Genomic DNA, 16,083 nt, shown 5'->3' with positions numbered 1-16,083 from the left:
GCAAGGACCGGGGCCGCTCCCCGCGGCGGCCGGAGCCGTACTACGACGGCTGAGGCACGGCGAGGGTCTCGCTGAGCACGAAGGCGGGGTCGACCTGGGCGGCCAGGTCGATACCCGTCTTCGCGTTGCCCCAGCTCTTGGCGTTCTTGAGGTGGAAGTGGACCATCTGCTGTGTGTACCGCTCCCAGTCGCGGCGCTCGTACGAATCCTCCGCCGCGTCCTGGAGCGTCTGGAGCGCACAGCGGTTGTCCGCCTCCAGCAGGTCGAACGGGGCTGGCCTGCGCTTCTCCATCGCCCGGACCCAGTCCGAGTGCCCCACCGTGATCAGCAGGTCGTCACCCACCTCCGTACGCAGGAAGTCCAGGTCGTCCTCGCCCTGCACCTTGTTGCCGACGACCGCCAGCGAGACCCCGAAGTCCCGCGCGTACTCCTTGTACTGGCGGTAGACGGACACCCCCTTGCAGGTCGGCTCGGCCACCAGGAACGTCATGTCGAACCGGGTGAACATCCCGGAGGCGAACGAGTCCGAACCGGCCGTCATATCGACGACCACATACTCCTCGGGGCCGTCGATCAGATGGTTGAGGCACAGCTCCACCGCGCCGACCTTGGAGTGGTAGCAGGCCACCCCCAGATCGGACTCCGTGAACGGGCCCGTGGCCATCAGCCGGATCTCGCCGCCGTCGAGCGGGACGGGCCGGGCGCAGGCGTCGTACACCGGGTTGTTCTCGCACACCCGCAGCAGTCGAGATCCCTCGCCCGGCGGTGTGGTCTTGATCATTGCCTCGGCGGAGGCGATCCGCGGATTGCTGCCGCGCAGATACTCCTTGATCAGCGGAAGGTGCGCCCCCATCGCGGGCAGCGCGGCGGCCTCTGTCTCGTGGAGGCCGAGCGCGGCCCCGAGATGCTGGTTGATATCGGCGTCCACCGCGATGACGGGGGCCTCGTTGGCGGTGAGATGGCGGATGAAGAGCGAGGACAGCGTCGTCTTGCCGCTGCCGCCCTTGCCCACGAAAGCGATCTTCATGTTCACATAGGGTAGTGGTGATCTCGCTCAAGGTGACCATTCGGCGTGACGAAGACCACTCCAAGGTGGGGCGCGCGCCATGGGCGCGTAGCCTCCCTACTTATGAGTACGACAGCCTCTGACGCCTTCGCGCCGCGGCCTGAAGATCCCCTGGCCGCGCTGGCCGCCCTCCCGGGGGTCCCCGGCGCGGTGGAATCCGTACGCGCGGCGGTCGACCGCGTCTACAGCCACCGCGTGATGCGGCGCCGCAGCAATGAAGTCACCTCGGAGGCGGCCCTGCGCGCCGCACGCGGCTCCGCGGCGCTGTCCGGCGCCGACTGGGCGCTCGAAGAGGTGCGCCGGCGCAGTGACTTCGGCTCGGGCGCCGATGCCCGTACGGTCGGCGCGGCCCTGCGGCTCAACGTGGAGGCCGGTCAACTCCTTTCCATCTGGGCGCAGTCGCCGCTGCGTGTCCTGGCCCGGCTGCATCTGGTGGCCGCGGGTGGCGCGGGCGTCGCCGACCGTACGGTGGGCCGGCCCCGGCTGGCGGGCGAGCCGGTGGTCGAGGTGCCCGGGAGCGAGGCGCCCGGGACGGGCGGGCCGCTGACCGAGGCTCCGCTGCCTGCCGCCGACGAGGTCGCGGGACGACTGGAAGGACTGTCGGAGCTGATCGTGGCCGCGAGCCCCGCCCCCGCTCTGGTGACGGCCTCGGTGGTGCACGGCGAACTGCTCGCGCTGCGTCCCTTCGGCTCGTACAACGGCCTGGTGGCGCGGGCGGCCGAGCGGGTCGTGCTGGTCGGCAGCGGTCTCGACCCCAAGTCGGTCTGCCCGGCGGAGGTCGGCCACGCGGAGCTGGGGCGCGCGGCGTACGCCGCCGCCTTCGAGGGCTATCTCTCGGGGACTCCCGGCGGCATGGCGGCGTGGATCACCCACTGCGGGCGCGCGGTGGAGCTGGGTGTCAGGGAATCGATCGCCGTCTGCGAGGCGCTTCAGCGGGGTGCGGCCTGACCGGCCCTGCCCGAACGGGATTGCGGCGGCACCCAGTTGGCGCCGCCGCCTGCATGTCCGCGGAGTTACCAGGCGTCCTCGATAAGTTGCCCATCAGGTCGGGTGCTTTGCCCGTCGCCTGGTGCGGCTGGCCCGTAATCGACGGGTCGACGTCGCGTGGGTACTCCGTTTTCATACTTCGGTCCGTGGGGCCTTATGCGTTAACTGGTGATCCTCTCGGATGTCCTTGGTCTCGCGGGCCGTTGACTCCTTTGTACTCCAGCCTGCGGTAATGCGGAACCCTTACCCGCACTTCTTTACTTTTAGCTTCAAATAAGGGCGAAACGGTCATGTGTTGACGGCTTTCGGTCGGCTGTGACGATTTCCGGTCAGACGGGTGTGGACTGTCGTCGTCGGCTCGCGTACCAGACCAGTCCGGCCGTCGCCGCGGCGGCGCCCACGGCTGCTGCCGCGACCAGTGCCGGGCGGGGCGGCATGGAGAACGCGGGCAGTCGCTGCTTGAGCCGAACGGGCCGGTTGAAGACCAGAATCGGCCAATCTCGCGCCAGCGCCTCACGGCGGAGCGCGCGGTCCGGATTGACGGCGTACGGGTGGCCGACCGACTGGAGCATGGGTACGTCGGTGAAGGAATCGCTGTAGGCGTAACAGCGGGACAGGTCGTACCCCTCGGACTCGGCGAGCGCCTCGATCGCCTCGGCCTTGGTGGGTCCGTACGCGTAGTACTCCACCTCGCCCGTGAAGCAGCCGTCGGCGCCGACGACCATACGGGTGGCCACGACCCGGTCTGCTCCGAGCAGCTCGCCGATGGGCTCGACGACCTCCGCGCCGGAGGTGGAGACGATCACCACGTCGCGGCCGGCGGTGTGGTGGTCCTCGATGAGGGATGCGGCCTCGTCGTAGATGATCGGGTCGATGAGATCGTGCAGTGTCTCGGCGACGATCTCTTTGACCTGCTGGACGTTCCAGCCCTTGCAGAGCGCGGAGAGGTACTCCCGCATCCGCTCCATCTGGTCGTGATCGGCTCCTCCGGCGAGGAAGACGAACTGCGCGTATGCGGTACGCAGTACGGCGCGGCGGTTGATCAGACCGCCTTGGTAGAAGGACTTGCTGAAGGTCAGCGTCGATGACTTCGCAATGACCGTCTTGTCCAGGTCAAAGAAGGCTGCTGTGCGCGGCAAGGAGTGGTTTTCCACGAGCATGAGCATATGCGCCCACCATTCGGCGTAAGCTCGGGCGCGTGGGTTTGCCTGAGAAGGCTCTCGGGTACACCATGGAAGTCACGGATCGTTCGCGACCGTGCTAACCCGGTCCGGCTCCTCCCCCCCCCGAGTCGGCCGTGGGGACGACCCCCGCTCTCCCCCCCGGCGGGGGTCGTCGCATGTCCGGACGCGTTTTGGGCTCTCCATCACGCCGTCCCCCTCTCCTCGGTGGCTGTGTGCGGCGGCCTCTCTCCATGTATACGCGTCACGGTGCGTAGTCGATGCGCTGCTCTCCGGAAGTCACCGGTATGAGCGAGCGGGATATTCACAACTGGTGAGTTGTCCACAGTTTTCGAGCAAGATCCACACGTTTTTCCGTTCCGCTGCACGGTGATTCCTGTCGCGAAGTTCGCGGAAGCCGGAATCACCGATACCGGATGAGTACGAGATCGCGAGAGAGCGTTCGCAGATCCGGATCGGGACAGAGATAGATAGGGGGCGGAGATCGTGGCTGGATCCATGACATCCGATCGGTCAGAGGTGGCCGAAGGACGCGGGGCGGGACCGCTGATCGTCACCGAGGACATGGGGCTGCTCGACGATCTGCTGCGGCTGTGCGCCGCGGCGGGCGCCGAGCCGCAGGTGCACCACGCGGTGCCGGAGCGCAAGGAGATCTGGGAAGAGGCCCCGATGGTGCTCGTCGGGGACGATGCGGCGGCACGTTGCCGAGGCGCCACCCGCAGGCGGGGCGTGATGCTCGTCGGACGGGATCAGGACGACCCCGATGTGTGGCGGCGGGCGGTGGAGATCGGCGCCGAGTGCGTGCTGCGGCTCCCCGACGCGGAGAGCTGGCTGGTCGACCGGATCGCGGACGCCGTCGAGGGAGTGGGCAGGCAGGCGCTGACGGTCGGAGTCATCGGCGGGCGGGGCGGTGCCGGGGCCTCGACGCTCGCCTGCGCCCTGGCCGTCACGGCGGCGCGGGCCGGGCGTCGCACGATGCTGATCGACGCCGATCCGCTCGGCGGCGGCCTCGATGTGCTGCTCGGCGGGGAGCAGGCGGAAGGCAGACGTTGGCCGGATTTCGCGGCTTCCAAGGGACGGGTCGCGGGCGGGGCGCTGGAGGAGTCGCTGCCCCGTCTCCACGCGCTGCGGGTGCTGAGCTGGGACCGGGGAGACTCGGTGGTGATCCAGCCGGAGGCGATGCGGTCGGTGCTCGCCGCCGCCCGCAGACGCGGCGGGGTTGTGGTCGTGGATCTGCCGCGCCGTGTCGACGAGGCAGTGGCGGAGGCGCTGGCCCAGCTCGATCTCGGGCTGCTGGTCGTCCCCGCCGAGCTGCGGGCCGTCGCGGCGGCCCGTCGGGTGGCCTCGGTGGTGAGCATGGTGCTCCCGGACCTTCGGGCGGTGGTCCGTGGTCCGTACGCGGCCGGACTGGACGAGCAGTGGATCGCCGACGCGCTCCGGCTCCCGCTCGCGGGCGAAGTTCCCCTGGAGCCGGGCCTGCCACAGGCTCAGGACGGCGGAGTGCCGCCGGGGTCCCGGGCGCGCGGACCGCTGGCCGCGTTCTGTACGGCCTTCTGGGAGCGCGCGCTGGCCGGGGACGGGAGCGTGGCGTCATGACCGCCGGGACGGCTTCCGGAGGGCTGCTGGACGCCGTACGGCAGCGGCTCGCGCAGAGCGGGGCGGATCCGACGCCGGCACGGGTGGCTGCCGCGTTACGCGCGCAGGGACGGTTGCTGGGCGATACGGAAGTGCTGGGCGCCGCCGAGGAGTTGCGGTGCGAACTGGTCGGTACCGGGCCGCTGGAGCCGCTGCTCGCCGATCCGTCGGTGACCGATGTGCTGGTCTCCGCGCCCGACCGGGTGTGGGTGGACCGGGGCGGCGGTCTTGAACTGACCGCCGTGTCGTTCGCCGACGCCACTTCCGTACGGAGGCTGGCGCAGCGGCTCGCCGCGGTGGCGGGGCGCCGGCTGGACGACGCCAGACCCTGGGTGGACGCCCGGCTGCCCGACGGAACCAGGATGCACGCGGTGCTGCCGCCCGTGGCGGTCGGCTCGACGTGTCTGTCGCTGCGGGTGGTGCGGCCCAAGGCGTTCTCCCTGGGGGAGTTGACCGAGGCGGGGACGGTGCCGCCGGGCGGCGAGCGCGTGCTGCGGGCTCTGATCGAGGCCCGGCTGTCGTTCCTGATCAGCGGTGGCACGGGTACGGGAAAGACAACGCTGCTCTCGACTCTGCTGGGCCTGGTCGGAGCGCGGGAGCGGATCGTACTGGCCGAGGATTCGGCCGAGTTGAGGCCCGACCATCCGCATGTGGTGCGGCTGGAGGGCCGACCCGCCAACCAGGAGGGCGCGGGACTGGTCGAACTGCGTGACCTCGTCCGGCAGGCGCTGCGGATGCGGCCCGACCGGTTGGTCGTCGGCGAGGTGAGAGGCCATGAAGTCACCGAACTGCTGGCCGCTTTGAACACCGGCCACGAGGGCGGCTGCGGGACTGTGCACGCCAATGCGGCTGCGGACGTTCCCGCCCGGCTGGAGGCCCTGGGGACGGCCGCGGGCCTTGACCGGGCGGCGCTGCACAGCCAGTTGGCGGCCGCGCTCTCGGCCGTGATCCATCTCGTGCGGGACCGCGACGGGCACCGCAGGATCGCCGAGGTGCATGTGCTGGAGCGGGACGCCGCCGGGCTGGTGGTGCCGGTGCCCGCACTGAGCTGGGAAGCCCAGGGGTTCGCGTACGAGCGGGGCTGGCCACGGCTGCGGGAGCTGATCGGGGGCGCGCTGTGACGGGCCTGTGGATGCTCGCCTGCGTATGCGCGGCGGCGCTGTGCGCAGGAGCCGTGCTCCGGCTGACGGTTGGCTACGGGCGCGGGCTGCGCCGGGCGAGGCTGCTGTTCGCGGACGCAGGCGCGCTGGACGAGGCCCCGGCCGGGCCCTTGTGGGGGCGCTGGACGGCGGCGGCGCGTGCACGGGCGGGACGGCTGGGCCGGGAGTGGCTCTGTGTGCCGCCGGCGGTGGCCCTCGCCGTGCTGGGGGAGTCGGTGCTGCCGCTGATCGTGGGCGCGCTGGCGGTGCCGCTGGTGAGGCGGAGGCTGCGGGCCAGGGAGCGGAAGCGGGGGCGGGAGCGCCGGGCCGACGGGATCGTCGCGCTGTGCGGCACCACGGCGGGCGAGCTGAGGGCCGGCCTCCAGCCCGTACAGGCCCTGCTGGCCGCCTCGGCGGCCACGGGCGGGCTGGCGGGCGCGGAGGCCGCCGTACTGGCCGCTGCGCGCTTCGGCGGGGACGTACCGCGGGCCCTGCGGCAGGCGGCGCGTGAGCCGGGCGCGGACGGCCTTGTGGGGCTCGCCGCATGCTGGCGGGTGGCCGTCGACGGCGGGGCGGGGCTCGCGGCGGGCCTGGACCGGCTGGAGGCCGCGTTGCGGGCCGAGCGGGAGCAACGGGAGGCGCTGCGCGCGCAGTTGGCGGGCGCCTGGTCGACGGTCGTCCTGCTCGCGCTGCTTCCGGTGGCGGGTCTGCTGCTGGGCTCGGCACTGGGCGCGGATCCGCTCCGGGTGCTGCTGCACACTCCGGCAGGCTGGGGCCTGCTCCTGGTGGGCGGAGCGCTGGAGAGCGTGGGCCTGTGGTGGGCCGGCCGGATCGTACGGGCCGGGGAGGCACCATGAGCCAGGACTTCGTCCACAGGCTGTGGGGGACACTCCCGGTGCTCGCCGCCCTCGGGTGCGCGGCTCTGGCGGTGGCGGCCGTACGGCGCGAACGGCGGGTGCGGGGGCGGCTCATGGCCCTGCTGGCGGTCGAGGACCGACGGCGGCGGCCCAGACCGGAGATGGCGGCATGGGCGCGGCGCTGGGGATCACCGCTCTGTGCGGTGATCACCGGCTGGGTCCTGGTCGGCGGGGTGACCGGCTGGCTGGTGGGGCTGGCAGGGGCGTACGGGGTGCGGAGATGGCTGCGTAACAGGAAGCCGGACGACCGCCCACGGACCGATGAGGCGGTCCGTCAGCTTCCGCTCGCCGCCGATCTGCTGGCCGCCTGTGTCGCGTCCGGAGCGGGGCCGCGTGAGGCGGCGGAGGCGGTCGGCGAGTCGCTGGGCGGACCTGTGGGCGACCGGTTGGCGCGCACGGCGGCGGAGCTGCGGCTCGGCGGTGAACCCGCCGAGGCGTGGGGGCGGTTCGGTGAAATACCGGGCGCGGCGGGACTGGCCCGCTGCCTGGAGCGGGCGGGGGCCACGGGTGCCCCGGCGGCGGAGCCGGTGTCCCGGCTGGCCGACGGCCTCAGGGCGGAGCGGTCGCGTACCGCCCTGGCCAGGGCCCAGCGGGCCCAGGTGCTGATCACCGCTCCGGTGGGGCTCTGCTTCCTGCCCGCCTTTCTGGCGGTGGGCGTGGCCCCGGTTGTCATCGGTCTCGCGACCGGGCTGCTGAAGGGCAACTGAGCTCTTCGGCCCGGCTCTGCGGCCCGGATTTCTCTTCAGTTTTCAATCAGTGATTCCTACGGGGAGGCAGACATGTGGTTGACCATGCGACGGATGGTTCGTGCGGGGCGGGCGAGGTGGCTGTGGCCGCGTCGGCTCCGTACCGACAGCGGGATGGCCACTTCCGAGTACGCCGTGGCGACCATCGCGGCCTGCGCGCTCGCGGCGGTGCTCTACAAGGTGGTCACGAGCGCGACGGTCTCGGCCGCGCTGCAGTCGGTGATCGGGAAGGCCCTCAATGCGCAGATCTGAGGCCGTCCGTTCCGAGCGAGGGTCGGTGACGGCGGAGGCGGCCGTGGCGGTTCCGGCGCTGGTGGTCTTCGCGACGGCCCTCGTCTGGGCCCTGATGGCGGCCTCCGCCCAGATCCAGTGCGTGGACGCGGCACGGGCGGCGGCGCGGGCCGCCGCCAGGTCCGAGCCACGGGCCGTGGCACTGGAGGCCGCGCGTTCGGCCGCCCCGGAGGGCGCGAAGGTCACGCTGGGGCGTACGGGCGATCTCTGGCGGGCGCGCGTGGAGGCTCCGACGCCGGGGCCGGGCGCGCTGGGCCTGACGCTCACGGCCGAGGCCGCCGCGTCGGCTGAGGACGCCGTGGAGGCCGCTGGGGACGGCATGGGAGGCCCGGCAGCGGCGGAGGTGGCGTCATGACCAGGGACCGGGGGTCGGCGAGTCTGTGGGTGGCGATGGCGGCCACAGCGATATGCGTGGTGTTCGCGGCGGTGCTCGCCATGGGGCAGGCGGTCGTCGCCCGGCACCGGGCGGCAGCGGCGGCCGATCTGGCGGCACTCGCCGCGGCCGACCACGCGCTCCTGGGGCCGGCGGACGCCTGCCGCAGGGCGGCCGATGTGGCGTCGGCGCAGGGGGCGGAGGTGGTGAGGTGCGCGCTCAGCGGGGGCATCGCGGATGTGACGGCCCGGGCCGCCTTCGGACCGTACGCCCCGACGGTCAGGGCCCGCGCCGGCCCGCCGCTGGCGACGCTGCCGCCCGGAGGCGGGGAGGCCGTGCCATGAGATGACGGCGCGGCGCTACTCGGCGGCACTACTCCACGACCGGCCCGACCGGTTCGGCCTCCGGAGTTTCCACGGCGGCCGGGTCCGGAGCCGATCTCAGCAGTTCTGTGAGGAGGCGTACGGCGCCTCGCTTGTGGAGGGGGTCGTTGCCGTTGCCGCACTTGGGGGACTGGATGCAGGACGGGCAGCCGGCGTCGCACTCGCAGGAGGCGATGGCCTCGCGGGTGGCCGCGAGCCACTCCCGGGCCGTCCGGAAGGCCCGTTCCGCGAATCCCGCGCCGCCGGGATGGCCGTCGTACACGAAGACCGTCGGCAGCAGGGTGTCCGGGTGGAGCGGTATGGAGACCCCGCCGATGTCCCAGCGGTCGCAGGTGGCGAAGAGCGGGAGCATCCCGATGGAGGCGTGTTCGGCGGCGTGCAGCGCGCCGCCGAGCTGCTCCGGATTGACCCGGGCCCGGTCGAGCTGGTCCTCGGTCACCGTCCACCACACGGCCCGGGTCCGCAGCGTCCGTGGCGGGAGATCGAGCTTGCTCTCGCCGAGGACCTCGCCGGTGATGAGCCTGCGGCGCAGGAAGGAGACGACCTGATTGGTGACCTCGACGGAGCCGTAGCAGAGGCGTCCGTCGCCCCACGGCACCTCGGTGTCGGTTTCGAGCACGGAGATGGCGGTGGTGTCGCGGGCGGTGGTGGAGTACGGCGGGGAGGCCTCCTCGACCAGGGCGACCGAGTCCGCGAGATCGAGCTGCTTCACCAGGTACGTACGGCCCTGGTGGAGGTGGACGGCGCCGTCGTGGACGGAGGTGTGGGCGGCCGCCTCGTCGACGGTGCCCAGCAGCCGGCCGGACGCCGCCTCGACGATCTGGACGGGACGGCCGCCCTCGCCCCGGATGTCGGCGAGGTCGGCGGCCCGCTCGCGGCGGGTCCAGTACCAGCCCGAGGCGCGGCGGCGCAGCAGGCCCGCGGTCTCCAGTTGCGGGAGCAGACCCGGGGCGGCCGGGCCGAAGAGCGTCAGATCGTCGTCGGTGAGCGGAAGTTCCGCCGCCGCGGCACACAGATGGGGGGCGAGCACATACGGGTTGTCGGGGTCGAGGACGGTGGACTCGACGGGCTGCTGGAACAGCGCCTCGGGGTGGTGGACGAGGAAGGTGTCCAGCGGGTCGTCCCGGGCGACCAGGATGGCCAGCGCCCCTTCGCCGGACCGACCGGCTCGGCCCGCCTGCTGCCACAGCGAGGCGCGGGTGCCCGGGTAACCGGCGATGACGACGGCGTCCAGTCCTGAGACATCGATGCCGAGTTCCAGGGCGGTGGTGGCGGCGAGGCCGAGAAGCTCGCCGGAGTGCAGGGCGTTCTCCAGGGCGCGGCGCTCCTCGGGCAGATAACCACCCCGGTAGGCGGCGACCCGGCGGGCCAGGGAGCGGTCCACCTCGGCGAGGCGTTCCTGGGCGATCACGGCGATGAGTTCGGCGCCGCGACGGGACCGTACGAAGGCCACCGTACGGGCGCCCTGGACGGTCAGGTCGGTGAGGAGGTCGGCGGTCTCGGCGGTGGCGGTACGGCGGACGGGAGCCCCCTTCTCGCCGTGCAGATCGGTGAGCGGGGGCTCCCAGAGGGCGAAGACCAGTTCGCCCCGTGGCGAGGCGTCGTCGGCGACCTCTCGTACGGCGAGGCCGGTGAGCCGCCCGGCGGCCACGGCGGGTTCCGCAGCGGTGGCCGAGGCGAGCAGGAAGACCGGATTCGCACCGTAGCGGGCGCATACGCGGCGGAGCCGGCGCAGCACCTGGGCCACATGCGAGCCGAAGACGCCCCGGTAGATGTGGCACTCGTCGATGACGACATAGCGCAGGGAGCGCAGGAAGGAGGACCAGCGGGGGTGGGACGGGAGTATGCCCCGGTGCAGCATGTCCGGGTTGGTGAGCACGTAGTTGGCGTACTGGCGGACCCATTCGCGCTCTTCGACGGGGGTGTCGCCGTCGTAGACGGCGGGGCGCACACGGTTGCCGAGCGGGGCCGCGAGCGCCCGTACGGCCCGGCGCTGGTCGGCGGCGAGCGCCTTGGTCGGGGCGAGATAGAGCGCGGTGGTGCCCCGGCCGTTGGCGGCCTCGGCTCCGTCGAGGAGCGTGGTCAGCACGGGCGCAAGATACGCGAGCGACTTGCCCGAGGCGGTGCCGGTGGCGATGACGACGGACTCGCCGTCCAGGGCGTGCTCGGCGGCGGCCGCCTGGTGGGCCCACGGGTGGTCGATCCCGGCCCGCAGAATGGCGTTGATCACTTCGGGTCTGACGCGGTCGGGCCAGACCGCATGACGGCCCGGGCGCGGGGGCAGGTGCTCCGTATGGGTGATGCGCGTAGCACGGTCCGCCCCCGCGGCGAGCCGGTCGAGGACCGTGGCCGGGGAGGGCCGGTCGCCCCCGCTCGCTGGGGGCCCACTGGGGTGGAGATTCCTGGCCATCGGGATCGAGTGTGTCACTGGTGTGACGGACAATGGGCTGAAGGCGTCGTGCGCGACTGCCGGTAAGTGATTGAATGCCATCGCGGCTGGCGATACGTCCCCTGGCTCCGTCGGGGAGACCCGAGGGGCGACCGCTCGATAGCAAGGTGCTGGAGGATCCGTGGACCTGTCCCTGTCGACTCGCAATGTGTCCGGCCCTGGTGGCGACCGTACGGTCGTCGAGGTCGGTGGCGAGATTGATGTGTATACCGCGCCCAAGCTGCGCGAGCAGTTGGTCGAGTTGGTGAACGACGGCAGCTACCACCTGGTTGTCGACATGGAGGGCGTGGACTTCCTGGACTCGACCGGTCTCGGCGTGCTCGTGGGTGGCCTCAAGCGTGTGCGTGCCCATGAGGGCTCGCTGCGTCTCGTGTGCAACCAGGAGCGCATTCTCAAGATCTTCCGGATCACCGGTCTCACCAAGGTGTTCCCGATCCACACCACGGTCGACGAGGCCGTGGCGGCCACCGACTGAGGCCGGCCGCAGCTTCCGGAAGAGGGCAGAGGCACCGGGCGTTCCGCCCGGATGCCCTCGCTCGTGAGTTCGCACGCTCGTACGTTCGAGGGGGATCGCATGGCCACCGTTGAACTGCGTTTCAGCGCCCAGCCCGAACATGTCAGGACGGCCCGCCTGGTGGCGGCCGCCGTGGCGCGCCGGGCCGGTGTCGACGAAGCAGTCCTGGACGAGGTCAGACTCGCGGTCGGTGAAGCATGCAGCCGGGCGGTCGGGCTGCACCGCAGCCATGGCATCACCGCCCCGGTGAGGGTCGTGCTGACCGAGGAGGAGAAGAACTTCTCCATCGAGGTCGGCGACGGCGTCACCGGCACCGGTGGCGGTGCCGGAGGCGCGGACTCGGGCACGCCCGAGGGGGCGTCCTCCGGTGATCTCCATGACGGCGACGCCGAGGGCGAGGACGAGATGGGTCTCGCGGTGATCAGCGGGCTCGTCGACGATGTGGAAGTCACCTCCGGAGACGACGGTGGCGTCATCCGGATGAGCTGGCCGACGACTCCGGCCGTCGCGTTGCCCTGAGCCGCCGTCGCGTTGCCCTGAGCCGTGGTGCTCCGAGCCGCGATGTCTTGATCGAACGGCCCCGCCGTCCTGCCTCGAAAGGCCCTGCTGAGCAGGGCCTTTCCTATTTCCCGGAAGATCGTCGATCATTTCATCAATGTGTTTATCCCATTACTTATTTTCAGTGCGATCATTTGCTTACGGATAAGTCAAGGTCAATTACATGTGGCGTGCTCTGTTTTGATCAGGTTCCGCTCCCTACAATCCGTCCATCTTGAACGCTGAGCGTCAAGGAGGACGAATGGCGGGGCACTTCCATCCACAACTGTCCGAACACCCCACATCTCTCGCGGCCGCGATACTCACGGACGACAACCGGCTCATCGTGATCGTCATCGCGGTGGTCGCGCTGGCGGCGCTGTTTGTCGCCCAGCTACTGGTCCGGCAGGTCCTGGCGGCCGGCGAGGGCACCGATTCGATGAAAGAGATCGCGGCGGCCGTACAGGAAGGCGCAAATGCCTATCTGGCCCGGCAGTTGCGCACCCTCGGCGTCTTCGCCGTCGTGGTGTTCTTCCTGCTGATGCTGCTTCCGGCCGACAACTGGTCGCAGCGCGCGGGACGTTCGCTGTTCTTCCTGGTGGGTGCGCTTTTCTCGGCGGCCACCGGTTACATCGGCATGCGGCTGGCCGTACGCAGCAATGTGCGGGTCGCCGCCGCCGCGCGCGAGGCGACCCCGGCGGAGGGCGAGCCGCAAAAAGATCTCACGGCCGTTTCGCACAAGGCCATGAAGATCGCATTCCGTACGGGCGGTGTGGTCGGCATGTTCACGGTGGGCCTCGGCCTGCTCGGTGCCTCCTGCGTGGTCCTCGTCTACGCCGCCGACGCGCCCAAGGTCCTGGAGGGCTTCGGGCTCGGCGCCGCGCTGATCGCCATGTTCATGCGAGTCGGCGGCGGCATCTTCACCAAGGCCGCCGATGTCGGCGCCGACCTGGTCGGCAAGGTCGAGCAGGGCATCCCCGAGGACGATCCGCGCAATGCCGCGACCATCGCCGACAACGTGGGCGACAACGTCGGGGACTGCGCGGGCATGGCCGCGGACCTCTTCGAGTCGTACGCCGTGACGCTCGTGGCCGCGCTGATCCTCGGCAAGGCGGCGTTCGGTGACTTCGGGCTCGCCTTTCCGCTGATCGTGCCCGCGATCGGCGTGATCACGGCGATGATCGGCATCTTCGCGGTCGCCCCGCGCCGCTCCGACCGCAGCGGGATGAGCGCCATCAACCGCGGTTTCTTCATCTCCGCGGTGATCTCGCTCGCCCTGGTGGCCGTCGCGGTCTTCGTCTACCTGCCGTCCTCGTACGCCGGGCTGGACGGCGTGGACGACCAGGCGATCCTGGCGCACTCCGGCGACCCGCGCGTGCTCGCCCTGGTCGCGGTCGCCATCGGGATCGTGCTCGCCGCCCTGATCCAGCAGCTCACCGGCTATTTCACCGAGACCACCAGGCGTCCGGTCAGGGACATCGGCAAGTCCTCGCTGACCGGCCCCGCCACCGTGGTGCTCGCGGGGATCGCCATCGGCCTGGAGTCCGCCGTCTACACAGCGCTGCTGATCGGTCTCGCGGTGTACGGGGCGTTCCTGCTCGGCGGTACGTCGATCATGCTCGCTCTCTTCGCGGTGGCGCTGGCCGGCACCGGACTGCTCACCACCGTCGGCGTCATCGTCGCCATGGACACCTTCGGCCCGGTCTCCGACAACGCCCAGGGCATCGCCGAGATGTCCGGCGATGTCGAGGGCGCGGGCGCACAGGTGCTCACCGACCTCGACGCCGTCGGCAACACCACGAAAGCGATCACGAAGGGCATCGCCATCGCCACGGCCGTACTCGCCGCGGCGGCGCTCTTCGGCTCGTACCGCGACGCCATCGCCACGGCCGTCGCGGACGTGGGCGCCACGGCGGGCGGGCTGACCCTCAGCCTGGACATCTCCCAGCCCAACAATCTGGTGGGCCTGATCCTCGGCGCCGCGGTCGTCTTCCTCTTCTCAGGACTGGCGATCAACGCGGTGTCGCGGTCGGCCGGTTCGGTCGTGTACGAGGTGCGGCGGCAGTTCCGCGAGCATCCCGGGATCATGGACTACACCGAGAAACCGGAGTACGGACGCGTCGTCGACATCTGTACGAAGGACGCGCTGCGCGAGCTGGCCACCCCCGGGCTGCTCGCCGTCCTCACCCCGATCGCGGTCGGCTTCTCGCTCGGGGTCGGGGCGCTCGGCTCCTTCCTGGCCGGCGCGATCGGCACCGGCACCCTCATGGCCGTCTTCCTGGCCAACTCGGGCGGCGCCTGGGACAACGCCAAGAAACTCGTCGAGGACGGCCACTACGGCGGCAAGGGCAGCGACGCCCATGCCGCGACGGTGATCGGCGACACCGTCGGGGACCCGTTCAAGGACACCGCGGGTCCCGCGATCAACCCGCTGCTGAAGGTGATGAACCTGGTGGCGTTGCTCATCGCGCCGGCGGTCGTGCAGTTCAGCTACGGCAGCGACGCCAACGCGGGGATCCGCGCCGTGGTGGCGGTCCTCGCCATCGCCGTCATCGTCGGGGCCGTGTACGTCTCCAAGCGGCGTTCCGTGGCGGTGGGCGACGGGGACGGCAGCGACGGAGAGGGATCCGGCGGCGGGAGCGAGAAGTCGCCCGACCCGGCGGTGGCTTCCTGATGGCCGGCCGGAGGTGCGACCGGGGCCCGTGACCGTACCGGTCGGTTCATGACCGTACCGGAGCGGCAGTGGGCGGGCGGCGCGGAGGGACGCGCCCCCCGCCCGTGGGCACCACCGGGAACGCGTGGTGAGCGTGAGGTGTCTCTCCCTTGGTGCAAATGGCTGCAATAGCACACAGACTGGGCGACCGGGGCGCGGTTGTCGCCCACATGGCGTGTATGTTCCGGGGCCGAGAGCCTTGGAAGGGACCATCCGGTGAACAAGAAGCTTGTGGCCGCGCTGTCCGGCGGTGCGGTACTGCTCATGGCGCTGTCCGGTTGCAGTGACGACAGTGAGAGCAAGGTGAACGACTGGGCCAAGAAGGTCTGCGACCAGGTTCAGCCCGAGCTGGGCAAGATCGGGGCCGCCAACACCTCCATCCAGCAGGCGACCTCGGACAGCACCAAGCCCGCTGACGTCCAGAAGACCGACTCCGCGGCCTTCCAGTCCATCTCCGGCGCCTACAAGGCGCTGGGTTCCGCCGTGAACAGCGCGGGCGCCCCGCCCGTCGCCGACGGCGAGAAGACTCAGCAGGAGGCCGTCAAGGAACTCAACGCCACCTCCGCGGCGTACGCGAGCCTCCAGAAGAAGGTCGACGAGCTGGACACGAAGGACCAGGCGGACTTCGCCGACGGCCTCAAGGACGTCGCGGACGAGCTGGACAAGCTCAGCAAGAGCGGTGACCAGGCGCTCCGGCGGCTCCAGTCCGGCGCTGTCGGCGAGGCGATGGCGAAGCAGTCCGGCTGCCAGAAGACCCCGGCGGCGAACGCCGGCGGCACCGGCGCGCCCGCGGACGGCAACTAGGCCCTATCCGCCTGCGAAGACCGGCCGGACGGGGCCCAGGGGCCGACCCGATCGGCACCAAGCTGTACGTACGTGACGGTGGCGGCGCGCTGCCAGGGTTGGGCGGCGCGCCTCCGCCTCGCGTCACGGCCCGCACGTCGTACCCCGTACCCCCCCGTACACCCCGTACCTCCTGTAAACCTCCGCAACGCCCGCTCTCGAAACACCGCACCGGGGGGGGGGGGGGGGAAAAGGGGGGGAAAGGGGGGGGGTGGGGTGTGGCGAACGGGGGGGGGTCGGGTCTCCCCGCCGCGAGTACGACGAGTACGGGATCGCCCGCCGCGACCGGCTGCCCGCCCAGAGTCAGCG

Annotated in this window: 15 protein-coding genes; 12 read left to right on the top strand and 3 right to left on the bottom strand. The window is 71.2% G+C overall.

Going from position 1 to position 16,083, the window contains the following annotated elements; all coding sequences use genetic code 11:
• Positions 1-40 precede the first annotated feature (40 nt).
• On the bottom strand, positions 41-1,027 hold the full coding sequence (locus ACFU9P_RS12830) for an ATP-binding protein (protein WP_384079523.1): 987 nt from the start codon (positions 1,025-1,027) through the stop codon (positions 41-43).
• Between the two features lie 102 nt (positions 1,028-1,129).
• On the opposite strand from ACFU9P_RS12830, the gene ACFU9P_RS12825 reads away from it, so the two are divergent.
• On the top strand, positions 1,130-2,014 hold the full coding sequence (locus ACFU9P_RS12825; protein WP_384079520.1) for an oxidoreductase: 885 nt from the start codon (positions 1,130-1,132) through the stop codon (positions 2,012-2,014).
• A 368-nt stretch (positions 2,015-2,382) separates the two neighbouring features.
• On the opposite strand, the gene ACFU9P_RS12820 is transcribed toward ACFU9P_RS12825, so the two are convergent.
• Entirely contained in the window at positions 2,383-3,219 is an 837-nt protein-coding gene (locus tag ACFU9P_RS12820) for an HAD family hydrolase (protein WP_376373384.1), read from the bottom strand.
• A 513-nt stretch (positions 3,220-3,732) separates the two neighbouring features.
• Here ACFU9P_RS12820 and ssd point away from each other — a divergent pair.
• The 7 genes from ssd (at position 3,733) to ACFU9P_RS12785 (ending at position 8,679) form a co-directional block, all read left to right on the top strand.
• Positions 3,733-4,830 carry a septum site-determining protein Ssd gene (ssd, locus tag ACFU9P_RS12815; protein WP_376373381.1) on the top strand — a complete coding sequence of 366 codons (1,098 nt, stop codon included), beginning with the start codon at positions 3,733-3,735 and terminating at the stop codon, positions 4,828-4,830.
• The gene (locus ACFU9P_RS12810) at positions 4,827-5,990 is read left to right on the top strand and encodes a TadA family conjugal transfer-associated ATPase (RefSeq protein WP_376373378.1); all 1,164 of its coding nucleotides are present in this window, start codon (positions 4,827-4,829) and stop codon (positions 5,988-5,990) included. Before ssd ends, ACFU9P_RS12810 begins: the two co-directional genes overlap by 4 nt.
• 11 nt (positions 5,991-6,001) lie before the next feature.
• The gene (locus ACFU9P_RS12805; RefSeq protein WP_376373837.1) at positions 6,002-6,865 is read left to right on the top strand and encodes a type II secretion system F family protein; all 864 of its coding nucleotides are present in this window, start codon (positions 6,002-6,004) and stop codon (positions 6,863-6,865) included.
• Positions 6,862-7,632 carry a type II secretion system F family protein gene (locus tag ACFU9P_RS12800; RefSeq protein ID WP_376373375.1) on the top strand — a complete coding sequence of 257 codons (771 nt, stop codon included), beginning with the start codon at positions 6,862-6,864 and terminating at the stop codon, positions 7,630-7,632. Before ACFU9P_RS12805 ends, ACFU9P_RS12800 begins: the two co-directional genes overlap by 4 nt.
• Before the next feature lie 93 nt (positions 7,633-7,725).
• Positions 7,726-7,923: a DUF4244 domain-containing protein gene (locus ACFU9P_RS12795; protein WP_376373372.1), complete on the top strand. Its 198-nt coding sequence runs from the start codon at positions 7,726-7,728 to the stop codon at positions 7,921-7,923.
• Positions 7,910-8,317 (top strand): TadE family type IV pilus minor pilin, encoded by a 408-nt coding sequence (locus ACFU9P_RS12790; protein ID WP_384079509.1) that lies wholly within the window; start codon positions 7,910-7,912, stop codon positions 8,315-8,317. Before ACFU9P_RS12795 ends, ACFU9P_RS12790 begins: the two co-directional genes overlap by 14 nt.
• Positions 8,314-8,679 carry an Rv3654c family TadE-like protein gene (locus tag ACFU9P_RS12785; protein WP_384079506.1) on the top strand — a complete coding sequence of 122 codons (366 nt, stop codon included), beginning with the start codon at positions 8,314-8,316 and terminating at the stop codon, positions 8,677-8,679. Before ACFU9P_RS12790 ends, ACFU9P_RS12785 begins: the two co-directional genes overlap by 4 nt.
• 28 nt (positions 8,680-8,707) lie before the next feature.
• Here the strand turns inward: ACFU9P_RS12785 and ACFU9P_RS12780 are convergent, their stop codons facing one another.
• On the bottom strand, positions 8,708-11,209 hold the full coding sequence (locus ACFU9P_RS12780; protein ID WP_384079503.1) for a DEAD/DEAH box helicase: 2,502 nt from the start codon (positions 11,207-11,209) through the stop codon (positions 8,708-8,710).
• Positions 11,210-11,288: 79 nt separating this feature from the next.
• Here ACFU9P_RS12780 and ACFU9P_RS12775 point away from each other — a divergent pair, with 79 nt between their 5' ends.
• From ACFU9P_RS12775 to ACFU9P_RS12760, 4 genes are all read left to right on the top strand, one after another.
• Positions 11,289-11,642: an STAS domain-containing protein gene (locus ACFU9P_RS12775; protein ID WP_003967428.1), complete on the top strand. Its 354-nt coding sequence runs from the start codon at positions 11,289-11,291 to the stop codon at positions 11,640-11,642.
• A gap of 99 nt (positions 11,643-11,741) precedes the next feature.
• Positions 11,742-12,200 (top strand): ATP-binding protein, encoded by a 459-nt coding sequence (locus ACFU9P_RS12770; protein WP_376373360.1) that lies wholly within the window; start codon positions 11,742-11,744, stop codon positions 12,198-12,200.
• 280 nt (positions 12,201-12,480) lie between these two features.
• Positions 12,481-14,892, top strand: coding sequence for a sodium-translocating pyrophosphatase (locus tag ACFU9P_RS12765; RefSeq protein WP_384079500.1), 2,412 nt, complete (start codon positions 12,481-12,483; stop codon positions 14,890-14,892).
• Between the two features lie 255 nt (positions 14,893-15,147).
• On the top strand, positions 15,148-15,735 hold the full coding sequence (locus tag ACFU9P_RS12760) for a small secreted protein (protein WP_376383911.1): 588 nt from the start codon (positions 15,148-15,150) through the stop codon (positions 15,733-15,735).
• Positions 15,736-16,083 lie beyond the last annotated feature (348 nt).

This window comes from Streptomyces sp. NPDC057617, assembly GCF_042800555.1.
GTDB lineage: Bacteria > Actinomycetota > Actinomycetes > Streptomycetales > Streptomycetaceae > Streptomyces.
The sequence above is the reverse complement of the archived record's forward strand: the minus strand, read 5'-3'. Positions and strand labels throughout refer to the sequence as shown.